General features: G+C 64.6%; 14 protein-coding genes. 4 read left to right on the forward strand and 10 right to left on the reverse strand.

Annotated elements, in window-relative coordinates; translation table 11 throughout:
- Nucleotides 1–87: 87 nt before the first annotated feature.
- Nucleotides 88–3,171, reverse strand: a complete 3,084-nt coding sequence (locus FJ948_RS22135; protein WP_140708131.1) for an efflux RND transporter permease subunit — start codon at nucleotides 3,169–3,171, stop codon at nucleotides 88–90.
- Nucleotides 3,168–4,487, reverse strand: coding sequence for an efflux RND transporter periplasmic adaptor subunit (locus FJ948_RS22140; RefSeq protein WP_140708133.1), 1,320 nt, complete (start codon nucleotides 4,485–4,487; stop codon nucleotides 3,168–3,170). The genes FJ948_RS22135 and FJ948_RS22140 overlap by 4 nt, the downstream gene beginning before the upstream one ends.
- Nucleotides 4,488–4,633: 146 nt before the next feature.
- Here FJ948_RS22140 and FJ948_RS22145 point away from each other — a divergent pair, with 146 nt between their 5' ends.
- Nucleotides 4,634–5,167, forward strand: coding sequence for a TetR/AcrR family transcriptional regulator (locus FJ948_RS22145; RefSeq protein WP_140708135.1), 534 nt, complete (start codon nucleotides 4,634–4,636; stop codon nucleotides 5,165–5,167).
- A 48-nt stretch (nucleotides 5,168–5,215) separates the two neighbouring features.
- Here FJ948_RS22145 and FJ948_RS22150 read toward each other — a convergent pair whose 3' ends face one another.
- The 6 genes from FJ948_RS22150 to FJ948_RS22175 all read right to left on the reverse strand — a co-directional run bounded on the left by FJ948_RS22150 (nucleotide 5,216) and on the right by FJ948_RS22175 (nucleotide 11,285).
- A complete protein-coding gene (locus FJ948_RS22150; protein WP_140708137.1) occupies nucleotides 5,216–6,292 on the reverse strand; it encodes an ABC transporter ATP-binding protein in 1,077 nt (358 codons plus the stop codon).
- Nucleotides 6,279–7,217 (reverse strand): PfkB family carbohydrate kinase, encoded by a 939-nt coding sequence (locus FJ948_RS22155; RefSeq protein WP_140708139.1) that lies wholly within the window; start codon nucleotides 7,215–7,217, stop codon nucleotides 6,279–6,281. The genes FJ948_RS22150 and FJ948_RS22155 overlap by 14 nt, the downstream gene beginning before the upstream one ends.
- The gene (locus FJ948_RS22160) at nucleotides 7,217–8,239 is read right to left on the reverse strand and encodes an SIS domain-containing protein (RefSeq protein WP_140708141.1); all 1,023 of its coding nucleotides are present in this window, start codon (nucleotides 8,237–8,239) and stop codon (nucleotides 7,217–7,219) included. Before FJ948_RS22160 ends, FJ948_RS22155 begins: the two co-directional genes overlap by 1 nt.
- Entirely contained in the window at nucleotides 8,236–9,081 is an 846-nt protein-coding gene (locus tag FJ948_RS22165) for a carbohydrate ABC transporter permease (protein WP_140708143.1), read from the reverse strand. The genes FJ948_RS22160 and FJ948_RS22165 overlap by 4 nt, the downstream gene beginning before the upstream one ends.
- The gene (locus FJ948_RS22170; RefSeq protein WP_140708145.1) at nucleotides 9,081–9,965 is read right to left on the reverse strand and encodes a sugar ABC transporter permease; all 885 of its coding nucleotides are present in this window, start codon (nucleotides 9,963–9,965) and stop codon (nucleotides 9,081–9,083) included. Before FJ948_RS22170 ends, FJ948_RS22165 begins: the two co-directional genes overlap by 1 nt.
- A gap of 81 nt (nucleotides 9,966–10,046) precedes the next feature.
- On the reverse strand, nucleotides 10,047–11,285 hold the full coding sequence (locus tag FJ948_RS22175) for an extracellular solute-binding protein (RefSeq protein ID WP_140708147.1): 1,239 nt from the start codon (nucleotides 11,283–11,285) through the stop codon (nucleotides 10,047–10,049).
- Between the two features lie 144 nt (nucleotides 11,286–11,429).
- Between FJ948_RS22175 and FJ948_RS22180 the strand changes: the two genes are divergently transcribed.
- The 3 genes from FJ948_RS22180 (at nucleotide 11,430) to FJ948_RS22190 (ending at nucleotide 15,476) form a co-directional block, all read left to right on the forward strand.
- On the forward strand, nucleotides 11,430–12,644 hold the full coding sequence (locus FJ948_RS22180; protein WP_140708149.1) for an ROK family transcriptional regulator: 1,215 nt from the start codon (nucleotides 11,430–11,432) through the stop codon (nucleotides 12,642–12,644).
- Between the two features lie 114 nt (nucleotides 12,645–12,758).
- Nucleotides 12,759–14,360, forward strand: coding sequence for an inorganic phosphate transporter (locus FJ948_RS22185; protein WP_140708151.1), 1,602 nt, complete (start codon nucleotides 12,759–12,761; stop codon nucleotides 14,358–14,360).
- Nucleotides 14,361–14,450: 90 nt separating this feature from the next.
- On the forward strand, nucleotides 14,451–15,476 hold the full coding sequence (locus FJ948_RS22190; protein ID WP_140708152.1) for a transporter: 1,026 nt from the start codon (nucleotides 14,451–14,453) through the stop codon (nucleotides 15,474–15,476).
- A 44-nt stretch (nucleotides 15,477–15,520) separates the two neighbouring features.
- Here FJ948_RS22190 and FJ948_RS22195 read toward each other — a convergent pair whose 3' ends face one another.
- On the reverse strand, nucleotides 15,521–16,681 hold the full coding sequence (locus FJ948_RS22195; protein WP_140708154.1) for a patatin-like phospholipase family protein: 1,161 nt from the start codon (nucleotides 16,679–16,681) through the stop codon (nucleotides 15,521–15,523).
- Nucleotides 16,674–17,462 (reverse strand): acetoacetate decarboxylase, encoded by a 789-nt coding sequence (locus FJ948_RS22200; protein WP_140708156.1) that lies wholly within the window; start codon nucleotides 17,460–17,462, stop codon nucleotides 16,674–16,676. The genes FJ948_RS22195 and FJ948_RS22200 overlap by 8 nt, the downstream gene beginning before the upstream one ends.
- Nucleotides 17,463–17,501: the final 39 nt, after the last annotated feature.

Below are 17,501 nucleotides of genomic sequence, written 5' to 3' on the forward strand. Positions count from 1 at the left end.
CCGATCGTGCCGGAGCCGTGGAGCGACTGCCAAAAAAAGAGGCCGGAAAATCCCGGCCTCTTTTTTTGTTTCTTGCGCCTTCGTGGCTCAGTTCGGCAGCGCCGGCATAAGCTTTGGATCCGGCTTTTCCGCGAGATGCGGCAGGTCCTTGCTGGCGATGAAGGTGTAGAACATGGGCACGACGAAGAGCGTGAACATGGTGCCGACCAGAATGCCGGTGAAGATGACCAGGCCCATCGAATAGCGGGCCGCGGCACCGGCACCGCTGGAAACGATCAGCGGCACCACGCCCAGAGCCATCGCCGCCGTCGTCATCAGGATCGGCCGCAGGCGCACCTTGGCCGAGGCGATGATGGCGTCACGCCGCCGCATGCCATGCAGTTCACGCTGCTGGTTGGCGAACTCGACCAACAGGATGCCGTGCTTGGTGATCAGTCCGATCAACGTGATCAGGCCGACCTGGGTATAGATGTTGAGCGTGCCGAGGCCCAGATTGAGCGGTACGATCGCGCCGAAGATCGACAATGGCACCGCCATCATGATGATCAGCGGGTCGCGGAAGCTTTCAAACTGCGCCGCCAGCACCAGGTAGATGACGATGACGGCCGCGCCGAAAGCGATCAGAATGGTGTTGCCCTGTTCCTTCTCCTGCCGGGACTGGCCGGAATAGTCGATGAAGAAGGTGTCGGGCAGGCTCTCCCTGGCAATGTCCTCAAGCACTTTCAAACCGTCGCCCGTGGTGACGCCGGGCAGCGGCAGCGCCGAGATCGTCGACGAATTCAATTGGTTGAACTGTTCGATCGCCGCCGGCGAGGCATTGTTCGAGATCGTCACCACCGCCGACAGCGGCACCATCTCGCCGGTCACGCTGCGCACGAAGTACTCGCCGAGCTTTTCGGGGTTGTCGCGGAACTCCTGCGGCACCTGCGGAATGATGTCGTAGCTGTTGGAGTCGCGGTCGAACTGCGCCACTTCGGCGCCGCCCACCAGCAAGGTCAGCGTCCGGCCGATATCGGCGATCGGCAGGTTGAGCGCGGCGGCACGGTCGCGGTCGATGGTCACCGTCACCTGCGGCGCGTCATAGGCCATCGAATTCTGCACGACGATGAAACGGCCCGAGGCCTGCGCCTTGTTCTTGATCTTCTCGGCTTCCTCGTAGACCTGAGCGGAATCGCCGGTCGAGCGCACCACCATGGAAATCGGCAAGCCGCCGCCCGAGCCCGGCAGCGTCGGCGGAGCGAAGACGAAGGCCTGGACTCCCGCCACCTTAGCGATACGGGCCGTAATGTCGGCCTGCAACTCCTTCGAATTGCGCTTCCGCTCCGCCCAATCCTTGAAGGCGAAACCGACGAAGGCGCTGTTGGTCGTGCCGCCGAAGGCGACGGCCGAGAACTGCGCCCGGGTTTCGGGAATGTCCCTCACCAGGCCCAGGATCTGATTGACGTAGGTCTCGGTGTAATCGGAAGTCGCATAGCGCGGCGCCGTAACCAGCGAGAGCAGGAAGCCCTGGTCTTCTTCCGGTGCCAGTTCCGTCGAGGTCTTGGTGAACATGAAGCCGGTCACGCCGACAAGGGCCAGCACGATGAGCAGCGTCAGCGGGCGATAGTTCAGCGACCCGGTGACGGCGCGCTCATAGACGTGCTCCACGCGCGCGAAAGTGCCGTCGACGATGCGCTGGAACCGGCCGGCATTGCCAGGCTTCAGAAGGCGCGCCGACATCATCGGCGTGATGGTGATTGCAATGATGCCAGACAGCACCACCGATCCGGCGAGCGTCACCGCGAATTCGCGGAAAAGGGCGCCGGTCAGACCGCCGGTAAAGGCCAGCGGCGCGAACACGGCGGCCAGCGTCATGGTCATGGCCACGATGGCCGAGGCGATCTCGCGCATGCCGCTGAAGGCCGCCTGCATCGGCGGCATGTGGTCTTCTTCCATGTGGCGGTGGATGTTCTCCACCACCACGATGGCGTCGTCGACGACGAGGCCGATCGCCAGCACCATGGCCAGCAGCGACAGAAGGTTGATCGAATAGCCCACCGCGAACAAAAGGAAGCAGACGCCGATCAGCGACAGCGGGATGGTGATGATTGGCATCAGCACCGAACGGAACGAGCCAAGGAACAGAAGGATGACGACGACGACGATGGCAACCGCCTCGGCGATGGTCTTGAACACCTCGTCGATCGAGGCGCTGATCTGTCCGGTCGCGTCGTAGACGACTTCGATCGTCATGCCTTTCGGCAACGTGTCCTGAATCTGCGGGACCAGCTTGGTGAGCGCCGCCGCGGTCGTCAGCGGGTTGGCCGCCGGGGTCGGGAAGATGGCGAGGAAGGTGCCGGGCTTGCCGTTGAAGGAGACCCTGGTGTCGGTGTTCGCAGCGGCCAGTTCGACGCGCGCCACGTCGCGCAGCCGCACGACATTGCCGTCGGTCGAACGCAACGGCAGCTCGGCGAAGGCCTCTGGTGTCTGCAGCGTCGAGCGCACGGTGATAGACGAAACGACATATTCGTTCTGGGTGTTGCCGGGCGCCGACAGGAAGTTGGAGTTGTTGATCGCCGCCAGCACTTCGGCCGCCGTCACGCCGCGCGCGGCAAGCCTGACCGGGTCGATCCAGACGCGCATCGAGTATTCCTGGGCACCGAAGATCTGCACGTCGGCGACGCCTTCGACCGTCGACATGCGAGGCCTGATGACGCGCTCGATATACTCGGTCAGCTGCTCCTTGGTCATGTTCGGGTTCTGCATCGAGATGTACATCATCGCGAACTGCTGACCCGTACCCTTGACGATGACCGGGTCCTTGGAGGCGTCCGGCAAGGTGCCGCGCACGCCCTGGACCTTGGACAGCACCTCGGTCAGCGCGACGTCGGGGTTGGAACCGAGCTTCATCTGCACCGTCACGGTGCTGGAGGACGGACGGCTGGACGAGGTGACGTAGTCGATGTTCTCGGTCGAGGCGACGGCGCGCGCGATCGGGGCGGAAATAAAGCCCTGGATCAGATCGGCGCTGGCGCCCGGATAGGCCGTCGTGATGGTGATCGCGGTTTCGTCGACCTTCGGATACTGCCGGATCGACAGGTTGAAGATACCCTGGAAACCGAGCAGCAGGATCATGCAGGCAAGGACCGTCGAAAGGACGGGCCGGCGAATGAAGAGATCGGAAAAGCTCATTGCTGGTCGGCCTGCTTGTTCGCCGATTTGGTCGGATCGATTGTGTTGTCGACGGCGACGGACATGCCGTTGAAGAGGCGGTTCTGGCCTGCGGTGACGACCTCGTCGCCAGCCTTCAGCCCTTCGACGATCTCGACCATGCCCTGATTGCGGCGACCGGGCTTGACGAAGACCTGCGACAAGACCAGCGCGGGCTTGTCACCTTCCGCCGTCGGCTTGGCCGGGTCGGCTGCTGCTGGCTTGGCTGCGTCCGCCGGCTTGGTGGCGTCAGCCGCCGGCTTCATGGCATCGGCTGCCGGTTTCATCGCGTCCGCCGGCTTATCGGTGGCCGCCGCGACCGGCTTCTCTTCCGCCTTGGCTGGCTGCGCCGGGGCCTCGGCGGGCTTCGCCGGCTGCACCACGAAGATGTAGTCGCCATAGAGGCTGGTGGTCAGTGCCGTCTGCGGCAACGACAGCACGTTCTGCTCCTCGGGCAGTTCGACACGCACCCGCACGAACTGGCCGGGGGTCAATTTGCCTTCGGGATTGGCAACTTCCGCCCGGATGTTCACCAGCCGGCTGGAGGGGTCGATCTTGGGATCGATGCCGCGAATGGCGCCGGCAAAGGGCATGTCGTCGCTGCCGCCCAGGCCCAGGCGGACCGTCTGGCCAATCTTGAGCAGCGGTAGCTGCTGTTCGGGAACCGAGAAGTCGACCCGCATCGTGTCGAGGTCCTGCAGCGTCACCACCGCGGTGCCGGGTGCCAGATACTGGCCGAGATCGATCTTCGGAATGCCGACCGTGCCGGCGAAAGGCGCGGTAAGCTGCTTCTGGTCGAGAACGGCCTGCAGCCTGGTGACCTGGGACGCCGAAGCGGATGCCGCCGCGCGCGCCGTGTCCAGCGTCGAGTCGGAGCCGACACCACGCTTTGTCAGTTCGATGGCGCGGGTCAGCGTGGTCTGATCAAGCGCCGCCTGCGCTTTCTGCGCATCGAGGTCGGCGCGCTCGACGGCGTCGTCGAGTTGCAGCAGCACCGCGTTGGCCGCCACTTTCTGATTGGCGTGGAAGGGGATTTCCTTGACGATGCCGGCGGTCTCGACCGTCAGGTCGACACCGCGCACGGCCCGCACCGTACCGATCGCCTCGACGCCCGGTGTCCAGTTGGACGGCTTGGCGATGGTCGTCGACACGGTCGCCGCCGGCGGCTTCATGGTGGCGAAATACTGCTTGATGCCGTTGTCGCGCAGGAAGTTAAAGCCGACGATGCCGCCGACCACGACGACGAGCACGGCAAGGACGACAATAATGATGAAGACACGGAGTATGCGCTTGAACAAGGAAGTCCCCTCAGTCGAAAATCCGGCGCGAAGCGCGGACATCGGGACACATATCGACTGCTGGTCCCGATTACAAATAGTGGCGGTCTTACTGTACCGTCTGGACGGTCTTGTCAATTGGGCCTAAGCTTGCGATGGGAGGCGCCATGAGAGCCCAACGACCGAACTCGCGCGAGAAAATTCTCGCCGCGGCGGCTGATGTCGCCCGGGAATCCGGACCCGGCAGCCTGTCGCTCGATGCCGTCGCCAACCGCGCCGGCGTATCGAAGGGTGGGCTGCTCTACAATTTCCCGACCAAGGCAAAATTGATGCAGGGCCTGGTCGAAGGCTATCTGCGCGATTTCGAGCAAGCGCTGGAAACGGCCGGCAGCAACGACAAAGATAAAAATCCCCTTGCCGTCTACATCAGATTGTCAGCCGAGGACTGCGAGGAAAAGCAGCCATCAGCGTCCTGGATTTTTTCGGCGATCGCCGAGGATCCCGATTTCATGACGCCGATCAAGACATTCAAGCGGCAGCTGTTCGAACGGCTGAAGGGCGAGGCGCCAGACCTGAAATCGCTGCTGGTCTGCTATCTCGCCATCGAGGGGCTGCGCAGCATGAACCTGTTCGATTCCGACGTGCTGTCGAAGGACGAACGGGATCTGCTTGTATCGTCGCTTCTCGACATCGCCCAATAGGCTTCCCTGAATGGGCGAAGGCCGCCGCGGTCATTCAATCGATGGCGCTTACAGGGCCTTTCCCGTCGTGGGATCGAACAAGCGAAGCGCGGCCTCGTCGAAGGTGAGGTTGCGCTTTTCGCCCTTGGCGACCTGGGCTCGCGGCGGCAGGGAGGCGGTCAGCCGCTGCGCGCCGATCCGGGCCGTGGTGACCAGTTCGGGTCCGGTCAGTTCGACGACCTCGATCTCCACCGGCAATGACAGGTCCGTCGCGGCTCCCGTCGCCGTACGCAGCGCTTCCGGCCTGATGCCGATGACCACCTGCGCACCTTCACGCGCCGCGTTCGCATAGCGGGCCGGCAAGGGGATCCGCACATCGGTCTCGGCGATGGCCAGTTTGCCGCCGGTGACGACCGCGTTCAACATGTTCATCGACGGCGCGCCGACGAAGCCCGCGACATAGAGCGTTGCCGGGTCGTTGTAGATCTCCTCGGGCGTGCCGAGCTGCTCGATCCTGCCGTCACGCATGACGGCGATGCGGCTCGCCAGCGTCATCGCCTCGATCTGGTCGTGGGTGACGTAGACGACGGTGGTCTGCAGCATCTGGTGCAGGCGCTTCAATTCGGTGCGCATTTCCAGGCGCAGCTTGGCGTCGAGATTGGACAACGGCTCGTCGAAGAGGAAGACCTGCGGCTTGCGCACCAGCGCTCTGCCGATGGCGACGCGCTGACGCTGGCCACCGGAAAGCTGGCTCGGCTTGCGGTCGAGCAGGGTTTCGATCTGCAGCAGCCTTGCCGCTTCGTTCACCGCTTTGTCGCGCACGTCGGCCGCGACGCCGCGCATCTCCAGCCCGAAGCCGATGTTGCGGCGGACCGTCAGGTTCGGATAGAGCGCGTAGGACTGGAAGACCATGGCGATGTCGCGGTTCTTGGGATGGACGCCGAGGATCGAGCGGCCGCCGATCAGCACGTCGCCGCTGGTCGCCTCGGCAAGGCCGGCGATGATGTTGAGAAGCGTCGATTTTCCGCAGCCCGACGAGCCGAGCAGCACCAGGAATTCACCGCTTTGCAGCGCGATGTCGATGCCTTTCAGCGTCTCGACGCTGCCGTAGCTCTTGCGGACGCCACGGATTTCAAGCGCGCTCATGCATGGATCCCTCGAATTGCATCGGCCCGCCATAGTTGCGGGGCAAGGTAGAGATGGCGCGCGAGGCAATTTGCGTCGCGGCGGCAAGGCAGGCGGAGAGCTTCCGTCCCTCGGCAAAAGCAGCCAGGAAGGCGGCGTTGAAGACGTCGCCGGCGCCGATCGTGTCGACCACCCTGACATCGGGCGCGGCGGCCTCGACGAGGGCGCTGTCCGGGCCAATGGCGATCGCCCCTCGCGGCCCGCGCTTGACCACGAAGATCGCACCCTTTCTCATGCTGGATCGGATTTCGCGCGCCGCTTCCTCAGGACTTGGTAATCCAGCCAGGGTCACCGTCTCGACCTCGTTGAACAGCGCCAGCGCGCAGCGCGACAGCCATGCTCTTGTCGCGCTGCAATTGACTTCGGTCCAGCCGTCGATCGGCCAGCCGGTGTCGAGCGCCACCGAAATGTCGTGGCTGTCGGCCCAGTCGAAAAGCGCGTCATAGTCGCGGGTGAGATCCTCTGTCAGGAAGGAGCCGGAGAGCAGCGCGTAGCCGCCGGAGAGCGCGCTGCCGTCGAGAACGGACAGGACATCGCCGAGGCCAAGGCGCGGCAGGTGGCCGCGCGTGGTCAGAAAAGTCCGTTCGCCATCGGGATGGGTCATGCCGACCGACAAGGTCGTGCCTTCGGGACGGATCGTCCATTTTTCGGCGCGCGGTCCGAACGCTTCGCGAAGCCAGCGGCCGAACTGGTCGTCACCGACATTGGCGGCAATCGCGAAATCGACGCCCAGCGCCTGCCAGGCGAGCCCGGTGTTGCCGGCCTGGCCGCCGACGCGCAATTCATCATGATCGACCACGGTCTCGGTTCCCGCCTTCGGCCATGGCGCGACGGGGCCGACAATCAGGTCGACATTGACGTTGCCGATCACCGCCAGCGGACGCATCACTCGCTCCTGGTGATCTTGGTGGTGCGCACGGGCGTGCCGGCGTTGTCGACGCGGCTGTCGGCGAAGGCGATCATCAGGCGCTGCGCCACCGGCAGCATGGCGAAGATCGCGGCCATCCCCTCGGCCGGTTCGAACGAGAGCGTGACGGCACCGCCGACCGGAGCCTGTCCGGACGCGTCGAAGACGACCAGCGGCGCACCGGCCTCGACCACGGATGTAGCCATCGCGGTCACCAGTCCGGAGGTCGGGTCGTTGCCGCGAAACAGGATGACGCCGATTTTGGGGCCGAGCATCTCCATCGGGCCGTGCCGCAACTGGCCGCCTTCGAGGGAAAAGCAGGGCAGTCGCGACAGTTCCGTCAGGCCAAGCGCCAGGGCTTCGGCGACGCCTTGCAGGCGGCGGCCGGAGGTGACGATGGTCTCCACTTTGCCCAGCGCGGCGAGCGCGGACGCAATGTCGCAATCCTGCGGAGCCCGGAGCGCGGCAAGGGCAGGAGCGGGATCCTCGCCCAGAGCCGCCAGGATGGCGAGGTGCAGGGCCAGGGTCACGGTCAGGCTGCGGGTCGCGGCGAAAGCCAGTTCGGTGCCGCCGGCGCCGACCAGGCAAGGCGCGGTGCGGGCGAGATATGAACCGCCTTCGAGCGTCAGGCCGAAAATGTCCGGGCCGCCGCCGGCCTGCGAAAACCATCTGACGACCTCGGCGCTCTCGCCGGATTGCGAGGTAACGATCACGGTGCGCCCCTCGAGCGGCAACGGTTGGCCAAGCTGTTCGGACAGCGGCAGCGCCAGCGCATCGACGCCAAGCGCGCGATAAAGCGGCTCGACCGCACGGCCTACGGCATGCGAGCCGCCCATGCCGAGCAGGAGCAGGCGGCCGGTCCGCTTGATGGAGCTGGCGGCCTTTTGCGCCTCGGCCGCGTTCTGCCGGAACGAAGTGATGGCGTCCGCATGCTGGCGTGCCATTTCGCGGTCGATGGCGGCCAGTCCGGCCGGCCGGTTTCTTGCTGCGGTCATCATCATCCTTTCACACCGCCACTGGTCAGGCCCGAGATCAGCGCCCGCTGCATGACGAGGCCGATCAGCACCGGTGGCAAGGCCGCCAGCACGCCAGCGGTCGCGATCAGCCCGTAGTCGGAAACACGGCCGCCGGCCAGATCGGCGATGGCAACCGTCAATGTCTTGGCGCGCTGGTCGGAGGTGAACAGCAGCGCGTAGAAGAATTCGTCCCAGGCCAGCAGCAGGGCAAACAAAGCCGATGTCGCCATCACCGGTGCCGCCAGCGGCAGCGTGATGATGCGCAATGTCTGGAACAGGCCGGCGCCGTCGATCATCGCCGCCGCCTCGATCTCGCGCGGGATGGAATCGAAGCCTGATTTCATCAGCCATGTGGTGAAGGGCGCCAGGATGGTCAGATACACCAGCGCCAGGCCAAAGACATTGTTGAGCAGGCCGAGATGCGACAGGCCCATATAGAGCGGCACGGCGAGCGCCACCGGCGGCAGCATGTAGGTGGCGATGACCATCGACAGCGACCAGCCGATCGCGGGTGTGCGCGACACCGCCCAGCCGGCGGGGATGGCCAAGGCGAGCGCGGCCAGCGTCGCCATGCCGGATATTTCCAGGCTGTTGCGCAGCGATGCGGTGAAGGCGGCGCCGGCGCTGTTTTCGGCCGTCGACAGCAATTGCTGGTAACGCGAGAAATCGGCGACCTGCGGCCACCAGCGCAGCGGCTTGGCGGCGAGGTCGGCGGCCGGCGAAATGCTCATGATGAACAGCCAGGCGATAGGCGCCAGGATGATCGCGGCGAGCAGCAGCGCGCAGGCGTGGATGAAGATGGTGAAAGCGAGGCTCCTGCGTTCCATCAGGCGGCGCTCCCGGCGGTCTTTCGGACCAGGGCCGCATAGGCGACGGCAAGCAGCGTGACGAGCAAGGTGACAATCAGCGCCAGCGACGCTCCCGAGCCGGCACGCTGGAAGGAGAAGGCTTCCTGGTAGACCAGGATAGAGAGCGTGCGCGTGGTGTTGGCCGGGCCGCCGCGGGTCATCACCCAGATGATGTCGAAGACCTTGAAGGCCTCGATGGTGCGCAGCACCAGCGCCACCATCAGCGGGCCGGCGAGATAGGGCAGGATGACGAAGCGGAAGCGGTTGAAAGGTCCCGCACCGTCGACCAGCGAGGCGGCGGTGATGTCGCGCGGCACCGCCTGCAGGGCGGCGAGCGCGATCAGCGCCACCAGCGGAAAGTTCTTCCAGCAATCGGCGACGATCAGGGCGGCGAGTGCCGTTCCCGGCTCGCCGAGCCAGGAGCGATAGGCGTCGATGAGATGAAGTTGCGTCAAGGCCGCGTTGAGCGCGCCATATTCGGGATTGTAGATCAGCCGCCACAGCGTGGCGTTGACCACCGTTGGTAGCGCCCAAGGCAGGATCATCAAGGCGCGCAGGACGGCGCGGCCGCGAAACTGCTGGTTGAGCAGAAGCGCGGCCACCACGCCAATCACCATTTCAGCGGCAACCGAAACCACCGCGAATAATGTCGTGGTCACCAGCGTACGCGAGAAATTCGAGTTCGACAGCATGTTGGAATAATTGTCGAAGCCGACGAAATTGCCGCCGGTGCCGACCAGCTTGGCGTCGGTGAAGGAGAGGCCGACCGTGTCGACCAGCGGCCAGCCGATGACGGCGACCATGACCACGAGCAGGGGCAGCATCAGCAGCCACGCGCGGGTTGTCATCCAGGTGCCCGACATTGGAGGCGCCTCTCTTTATTCGTCTGGATTTGGACATAGCACGGGCGGCGCCATGGCGCCGCCCGTATCAAGGATATCAGCTCAGAGACCGCTGTTCTGCGCGGCGGTCTTCAGCGCATCTTCCGGGGAAGCCGTGCCGAGCAGCGATTCCTGGATGGCCTGCTGCAGCGCGGTCGACAGCTCCTGGTATTTCGGCGTGGTCGGGCGTGGATACATGGCTGCCAGGCCGAGCTTGGCGGCGGCGATCAGTTCCTCCTGGCCCTTGGTGACGGCCGGGTCGTCATAGGACGAGGCCCAGATCGGCAGCGACAGCTTCGCGTACTGGTTCTGCGTTGCCTGCGAGGTCATGAACTCGATGTACTTCCAGGCTTCGTCTGGATGCTTGGAGACCGCGGTGACGCCGAGGCCCATCGAGCCGTTGACGGCCGACACTTCGCTGGTGCCAGCAACGCCCGGCGCCGGCACGACACCGACCTTGCCGGCCACCTTCGAGTCCTTCGGGTCGTTGGCCATGTTGTACATGTAGGTCCAGTTCAGCGCGAAGGCGGCATCGCCGTTCTCGAAGACCTTGCGAACGTCCTCTTCCAGGAATTCCTTGGAATTGGGATTGGTCAGGCCCGACTTGTAGCTGTCGACCATGTATTTCAGCGCCAGCAGGCCGCCGCCATTCTGGAAGTCGGGCTTGCCGTCCTTGAGGAAGTCGCCGCCATAGGCGCTGACCAGCGTGGTATAGTCGCAGATGGCGGCCTCGGCCTGTGACCAGCTCCAGGCGATCGGCGTCTTCAGCAGGCCCTTGTCCTGGATGATCTTGGCCTGCGCACCGAGCTCTTCCCAGGTCTTGGGCGGGGTCTTGATGCCGGCCTTTTCCAGAATTTCCTTGTTGTAGAACAGGTATTTGGTGTCGAGAATCCAGGGCATGCCATAGGACTTGCCGTCATACTGAACGGTGGTCCAGGCGCCGGGCAGCACGCCCTTCTTCATGTCGTCGGTGATCTTGGAAGACACATCGACCAGCACCTTGTTGGTGGCGTATTCGGCCGGCCAGATGACGTCGAACAGGACGACGTCATAGCCGCCGCCCGAACCTTGAGCGAGCACGGTCTTGTCGTGCAGGCCCTCATAAGGGACGAATTCCAGATTGACCTTGACGTCCGGATTGGCCTTGGTGAAGGCATCCGTCATGGCGCGCACGTCGGCCTCGCTATAGGCGGCCTGTGCCATGAAAAGCGCGTTGAGCGTCGTCTCGGCGAAGGCGTGAGGGACAGTGAGCCCTCCGATGAAGACTGCGCCCAGAAGCGTCCTACCAATCGATTTCAGCATCTTCTTCTCCCATTTCCGAAGGTGACGGGCCGGCGTTCCCTGCCTTCCCGGGTTGATGTCGCGTGACTTGTGTTTCTATTAAGTCAATTCGCTTGACTTAATTAGTCGATCAATATTCTAGTGGAGTCAAGAGGGGAAACGCCGGTGGACGACATCAGCCCGATCCGCGCCAAGAGCGGCACCAACCAGGAAGGCACGAGCGCCCACAACCGCCGCGTCATGATCGAGGCGCTGCGTCTCAATGGCGCCCTCTCGCGGGCCGATTTGGCACGGGCGACGCAGCTCACCAAACAGGCGGTCTCCAACATCATCGAGGACCTGGAAAGCGACGGTCTGGTCGTCGCGCTCGATGCGGTGCGCAAGGGCAGGGGCCAGCCGTCGACCCCCTACAGGCTGGTGCCGGAAGGCGCCTTCGCCATCGGCCTGCAGATCGATCGTCATCTGACGCGGGCGGTCGCGGTCGATCTGATGGGCAGCGTGCTGGCGCGCGCCGAGGCGAACCTGCCTTTCGATGAGCCGTCAAAGGGCGTCGAGGTGATCCTCGGTCTGATCGATGGCGTACGACGCGAGCTGACCGGCATCTCCTCGCAGTCGGAAAAACGCCTTGTGGGCCTCGGCGTCGCCATGCCCGGCCCGTTCGGACTGAAGAATTCGGACGACAAATGGATGATGCCGGCCTGGCAGAAGTTCCCGCTGCTCGACACGCTGGCAACGGGCACCGGCCTGAATGTCGGCCTGCAGAACGACGCCGCCGCCTGCGCGACGGCCGAGCGCATCGTGGGTGCCGCGCATGGTGTTGACCACGCAGTGTGCCTCTATGTCGGCTATGGTATTGGCGCCGGACTGATCCTAAACGGCGAGCTGTACAGCGGCGGCCATGGCAATGCCGGCGAAATCGGCATGGCCCTGCTGTCGCCGGCCGGCCCCGGCTCGACACCGCTCGAACATCGCGCGTCGCTGGCCTCGCTTTACCAGCATCTTGGTCTCGATCCCGCCGACGAGCGCCTCTACGAAAAGATCGGTGCGCTGGCCGAGGCGGGGGATGTGAAGATCATGCACTGGATCGAGGGTGCGGCGCATGACCTGCGCTGGAGCGTGCATCTCATCGAAACCATCTTCGATCCGCAAACCGTCATCCTGACCAGCGGCGCGCCCGAAGCGCTGGCGCGCCGGCTCGTCGAGGCCATGCATCCGCTGCTACCGTCCATCGCCGACCGGCCCGGCCGGACCTTGCCGCGCCTGCAACTCGGCACCACCGATCCCTGGTCGATCGCGCTGGGCGCTGCGGCGGCGCCGATCAGCCGCGCCTTCGATCCACTGTTCTCGGCCATTCTGAAGACACGTTCGGGTCCGGCGTGAGAACCCGTCGGCCCGGCTTGCTCCAGCCAAGCCATTCCTGGTCGTCACACAGGGTTCATCGTGCGGACATAGCGTCATTCCCGGTTCTTTGCTGCAATGCAAAAGGAGTGGGACATGGTGGATATAGTTTCAAACGAGGCGGGGATTCCGAGACCGGATCATCCGCTTGAACAATCGAGTGGCGCCAAATGGTTCCTGCCCGCCTTCGGCGTGCTGGTGCTGGTCGGCGTGGTCTATGTCGGCTACGCGCTGAGCCAGGACCTGGCGGAAGCCAAGACCGTGCCGTGGATCCTGCTCGGCATCGCCCTGGTGATCGCGCTCGGCTTCGAATTCGTCAACGGCTTCCACGATACCGCCAACGCGGTGGCGACGGTCATCTACACGCGCTCGCTACCGGCCGAATTCGCCGTCATGTGGTCGGGCTTCTTCAACTTCCTCGGGGTTCTTACCTCCAGCGGCGCGGTTGCCTTCGGCATCCTCTCGCTGCTGCCCGTCGAACTGATCCTGCAGGTCGGCTCCTCTTCCGGTTTCGCGATGGTGTTCGCGCTGCTCGTCGCGGCAATCCTTTGGAACCTCGGCACCTGGTTCCTCGGCCTGCCGGCGTCGAGCTCGCACACGATGGTCGGTTCGATCATCGGCGTCGGCCTCGCCAACCAGTTCATGGCACCGGCCGGCAGCGCCACCAGCGGCGTCGACTGGTCGCAGGCGACCAATGTCGGCACGACCTTGCTGGTTTCGCCGATTGTCGGCTTCTTTGCCGCCGCCGCCTTGCTCTATGCGATGAAGCTTCTGGTGCGCAACAAGGCCCTTTACGAGGCGCCGAAGGGCAACACCCCGCCGCCCCTGTGGATCCGGGCACTGCTGATCTTCACCTGCACGGGCGTCAGCTTCGCGCATGGCTCCAATGACGGCCAGAAGGGCATGGGTCTGATCATGCTGATCCTGATCGGCGTCGTGCCGACGGCCTTCGCGCTCAACCGCACCCCCGACATCAACTATCTCGAGGCCTATAAGACCGCTTCGGTCGGGGTCGAGCAGGCGCTGGGCAAGTATGTCAAGCCAGGCGTCACCGTCACGGATGCAAAGGCGGCCGTGCAGGATGCCGTGCGCACCCGCACCTGGAGCGACCAGACGACGGTCGCGCTGCAGACCTACATCCACAACACCACCGCCGGGCTGCAGCCTTATGCGTCGGTCGAGAAGGTGCCGACCGATCTGGTCAGCAACGCCCGCAACGACATCTACCTGATCGGCGAGGCGCTGAAGCTGATCGACAAGAAGCAGCTGCTGCCGATGGAGGCCGCCGACCTGAAAGCGGTGACCGACTATCACAAGGCCGTCGACAACGCGACGAAGTTCATCCCGCTCTGGGTGAAGATCGCGGTTGCGCTGGCGCTCGGGCTCGGCACCATGGTCGGCTGGAAGCGCATCGTCGTCACCGTCGGCGAGAAGATCGGCAAGAGCCACCTGACCTATGGCCAGGGCGCCGCCGCCGAACTCGTCGCCATGGTGACCATCGGCATGGCCGACCGCCTGGGCCTGCCGGTGTCGACGACCCATGTGCTGTCGTCCGGCGTCGCCGGAACAATGGCGGCCAATGGCTCGGGCCTGCAATGGTCGACGGTTCGCAACCTGCTGCTGGCCTGGGTGCTGACGCTGCCCTGCTCGATCACGCTGGCCTTCGTGCTGTTCATCGTCTTCCGTCAGGTGTTCTGAGCGGTCTACGCAAGTGATGCACTACCGGCGGCGCCAGTTTGGCGCCGCCTCGCTTTCGGGGGATGTTCTCCCTAACGATCGGCGGCAGTCATGAACGACGCTTCGCAACTGGCCCTGCTTGCCGTCGACGACCAGCATCCGGCGCCCGGGCTGGTCTGGGCCTATCGCGGCGCGCCGGGCGAGCAGGCCGTGGCGCTTGCCCCGCGCGACATCGATGCCGCACTCGCCATGCCAAAGGGCTGGGTGTGGCTGCATGTCGATCTCGTCGACCAGCGCGCCCATTCCTGGGTCAGCCACGCCTGCGCCTTGCCGGCCTCGGCCCATGCGATCCTCGAAGGCCATGAGGACAGTCCCGCGCTGGCGCATGAGGATGGGGTCGTCCACGGCATCTCCGCCGATCTGCACAGCGAGATCGCGCGTCAGTCGACCACCATTGGCAGGTTGCGCTTCGCGGTCTCGGAGCGGCTGCTGGTGACCGGCCGCCGCCATTCGCTGGCGGCGGTCGAGGAGGTGCATGAGGCGCTGGCCGCGGGACTGCGGCCCGCCACCGCATTCGGGCTCTTCGAGACGATCGTGCTCGCCTTCTGCAGCGGCACCAGCCTGCGGCTCGCCGCCGCCACCAAGCGGCTCGACGAGGTGGAAGACCATCTGGTGACCGAGCGGCTTGCCGACGAAAGGCAGCGGCTGAAGGACGTGCGCCGTCTCGCGGTCTCGCTGCACCGGCCGATCTCGGCGCTGGCGGCGCTTTTCCAGGACGAGGACCGCTCGGACTGGAAACTGTCGGAAGCGGCGCACGAGACCTTGCGCCGGCTCACCACGCGTCTGGAGCGGCTCGACCGCGAGGTCGTCATGGTCAACGACCGGGCGCGGCTGTTGCAGGAGGAGGTCGCGGCCGAACTCGCGGACGAATCCAACCGCAGCCTGAAGGCGCTGGCGGTGATGAGCGCGCTGCTTCTGCCGGGCTCGCTGATCGTCGGCATGTTCGGCATGAACACCGCCGGCCTGCCGCTCACGCAGACGCCGGGCGGCTTCGAGCTGGCGCTGTTGATCGCGGCGGCGGCGACCGGCCTGTTCTACTGGCTGTTGCTGAGAGCCGGCGCCAATCTAAGGTTCTGAGCCTGGCTCGATATTCCAAGCCAAGGCGTTTCCGGCCTGAACGTTCAGGTCGGATCCTCGCGATGCAGGTCGTGGATGGTGACGCCGTCGGCATTGGTCGGCAGCATCAGCCATTTCTTGTGACGCAGCGTGCGCTCGGTGTCCTCGAGGCCCATCTCCCAATGCTCGCGCATCGAGGTGCCCGAAAACTCGTAGTCCTTGGCGTGGCCTTCGTAGCCTTTGTGCTGGTAGATCAGGTGGACGATGTTGACGACGCCGGCATTGGAGTAGTCGGCGATCAACTCCTGCTCGCCTTCCCTGAGCTGTTCCGGCGGCACGCGCTTCAGCGCGTCGAGCAGCTTCATCTTCAGCGCATGGATGCGCTCGAAATTGTCGGTGTTCTGCCGTGTGCGGCTGGAATACATGATGTCCTTGTGGCGCGACAATACGTCGGCCATGCCGCGCGGCAGCACGCCGCGGGCACTGAACAGATCGACCTGGAAGACCAGCGAGGAACGGTCCTCTTCCTGGTCGAGCAGATATTGCAACGGCGTGTTGGAAACGATGCCGCCATCCCAGTAATATTCGCCTTCGATGCGGATCGATGGGAAGGCCGGCGGCAGCGCGCCGCTCGCCATGATGTGCTCCGGTCCGATGCGCACTTTCTCGGTGTCGAAATAGACGAAGTTGCCGGTCCTGACGTTGACCGCGCCGACGCTCAGCCGCTTCTTGCCGTCGTTCAGCACGTCGAAATCGATCAGGCTCTCCAGCGTGTCCTTCAACTCGGCGGTGTCGTAGAAGCTGGTGGCCCCATCCGCGCCCGACAGCTGGAACCAGGGGTTGGGATTGCGCGGCTTGAAGAAGCCGGGCTGGCCCATCGTCATGGTCATCAGCGACGAGGTCTGGTTGCGGATATCGCGGTAGATGTCGCCTTCGGGCGTATAGGACCAGATCTTGCGGCCGGAGATCGTCTGCCAGAACTGTTCCAGCCGCTGCAGCCGGCGGCTCGGCTCGTTGCCGGCTATGATCGCGGCATTGATCGCCCCGATCGAGACACCGGAAAGCCAGCTCGGTTCGCAGCCGGCATCGGCCAGCGCCTGATAGACGCCTGCCTGATAGGCACCGAGCGCTCCACCGCCCTGGAAGACCAGCGCGATACGGTCATACTGCGCCGTGATTTCCTCGATGGTGGCGGCGGCTGCCTTGTTGCGGGTACGCTCAAGCACTGACTTTCTCCAGCTGGGTTGCGCTGGCAGCGGGGCGGCTGTGGTCAGCGAGGTAATCATGCACGACTTCGCCCAGGCCGAGCGTCAGATCGGCCTTGAAGTGGACGGCCGACACAATGTCGAGCACGGGCAGCTTCGCCACGTCGGCCATGACATGGGGCCGCAGGTCGAGCGCGGCGGGCGCGGTCCAGGCTTCCTTCAACGTGATGTCGGTGAGGTAGTAGCGGACCAGTTCGCAGATGCGCGGCGTGCCGTCGACATGCGGGATGATCTTGATCAGGAAATTGGGGGCGGCGAGCGAGGCGAGCACCGAATCGTGATCGGCTTCCCGGTGCTTGTAGCCCATCGTGCCGGTGGCGCACAGAACGCTGCCATAATGCAGCGTGCCGACGATCACCTCGCCCTCATGGACGATCTTGGGATTGGCGAGCTTCTTTGGGAACCCCCACAGCTCACGCCCGCCGGCGATCGGCGCGTCGTCGTCGAGATACATGGAATGGACGTAGCCGCCATGCTGGCCCTTGTAGCGCACCGGGATGACCTGGCCGGTCTCGGTGTAGTCGCCGAAGCCGGTGGAGTCGGGCATTCGGATGAACTCGTACTTGACCAGCGGCTCGTCGATTTCCAGCGGCGCCGGCACGACGGCTTCGAGCGCCTCGCGCGTCGTGCGGTAGGTGATGATGATATATTCCCGGTCGAAGAAGCGGTAAGGGCCCGGCGGAAAGGAAGGATTGGTGAGCGGCATCGCATAGGCGCGCTTCACGACATCGGCGATATCCATCCAGGTGCCCCCAACGGTTCGAAAATGACCCCGCGCGAA

The sequence above is a fragment of the Mesorhizobium sp. B2-3-12 genome (assembly GCF_006442205.1).
Classification (GTDB): Bacteria; Pseudomonadota; Alphaproteobacteria; order Rhizobiales; family Rhizobiaceae; genus Mesorhizobium.

Bases quoted from the DNA above. Each gene is read 5' to 3' on its own strand.
- FJ948_RS22200 (WP_140708156.1), bottom strand. From the start codon at position 17,462: ATGGATATCGCCGATGTCGTGAAGCGCGCCTATGCGATGCCGCTCACC.
- FJ948_RS22150 (WP_140708137.1), bottom strand. From the start codon at position 6,292: ATGAGCGCGCTTGAAATCCGTGGCGTCCGCAAGAGCTACGGCAGCGTC.
- FJ948_RS22170 (WP_140708145.1), bottom strand. From the start codon at position 9,965: ATGTCGGGCACCTGGATGACAACCCGCGCGTGGCTGCTGATGCTGCCC.
- FJ948_RS22185 (WP_140708151.1), top strand. From the start codon at position 12,759: ATGGTGGATATAGTTTCAAACGAGGCGGGGATTCCGAGACCGGATCAT.
- FJ948_RS22175 (WP_140708147.1), bottom strand. From the start codon at position 11,285: ATGCTGAAATCGATTGGTAGGACGCTTCTGGGCGCAGTCTTCATCGGA.
- FJ948_RS22135 (WP_140708131.1), bottom strand. From the start codon at position 3,171: ATGAGCTTTTCCGATCTCTTCATTCGCCGGCCCGTCCTTTCGACGGTC.
- FJ948_RS22145 (WP_140708135.1), top strand. From the start codon at position 4,634: ATGAGAGCCCAACGACCGAACTCGCGCGAGAAAATTCTCGCCGCGGCG.
- FJ948_RS22190 (WP_140708152.1), top strand. From the start codon at position 14,451: ATGAACGACGCTTCGCAACTGGCCCTGCTTGCCGTCGACGACCAGCAT.
- FJ948_RS22160 (WP_140708141.1), bottom strand. From the start codon at position 8,239: ATGATGATGACCGCAGCAAGAAACCGGCCGGCCGGACTGGCCGCCATC.
- FJ948_RS22165 (WP_140708143.1), bottom strand. From the start codon at position 9,081: ATGGAACGCAGGAGCCTCGCTTTCACCATCTTCATCCACGCCTGCGCG.
- FJ948_RS22155 (WP_140708139.1), bottom strand. From the start codon at position 7,217: ATGCGTCCGCTGGCGGTGATCGGCAACGTCAATGTCGACCTGATTGTC.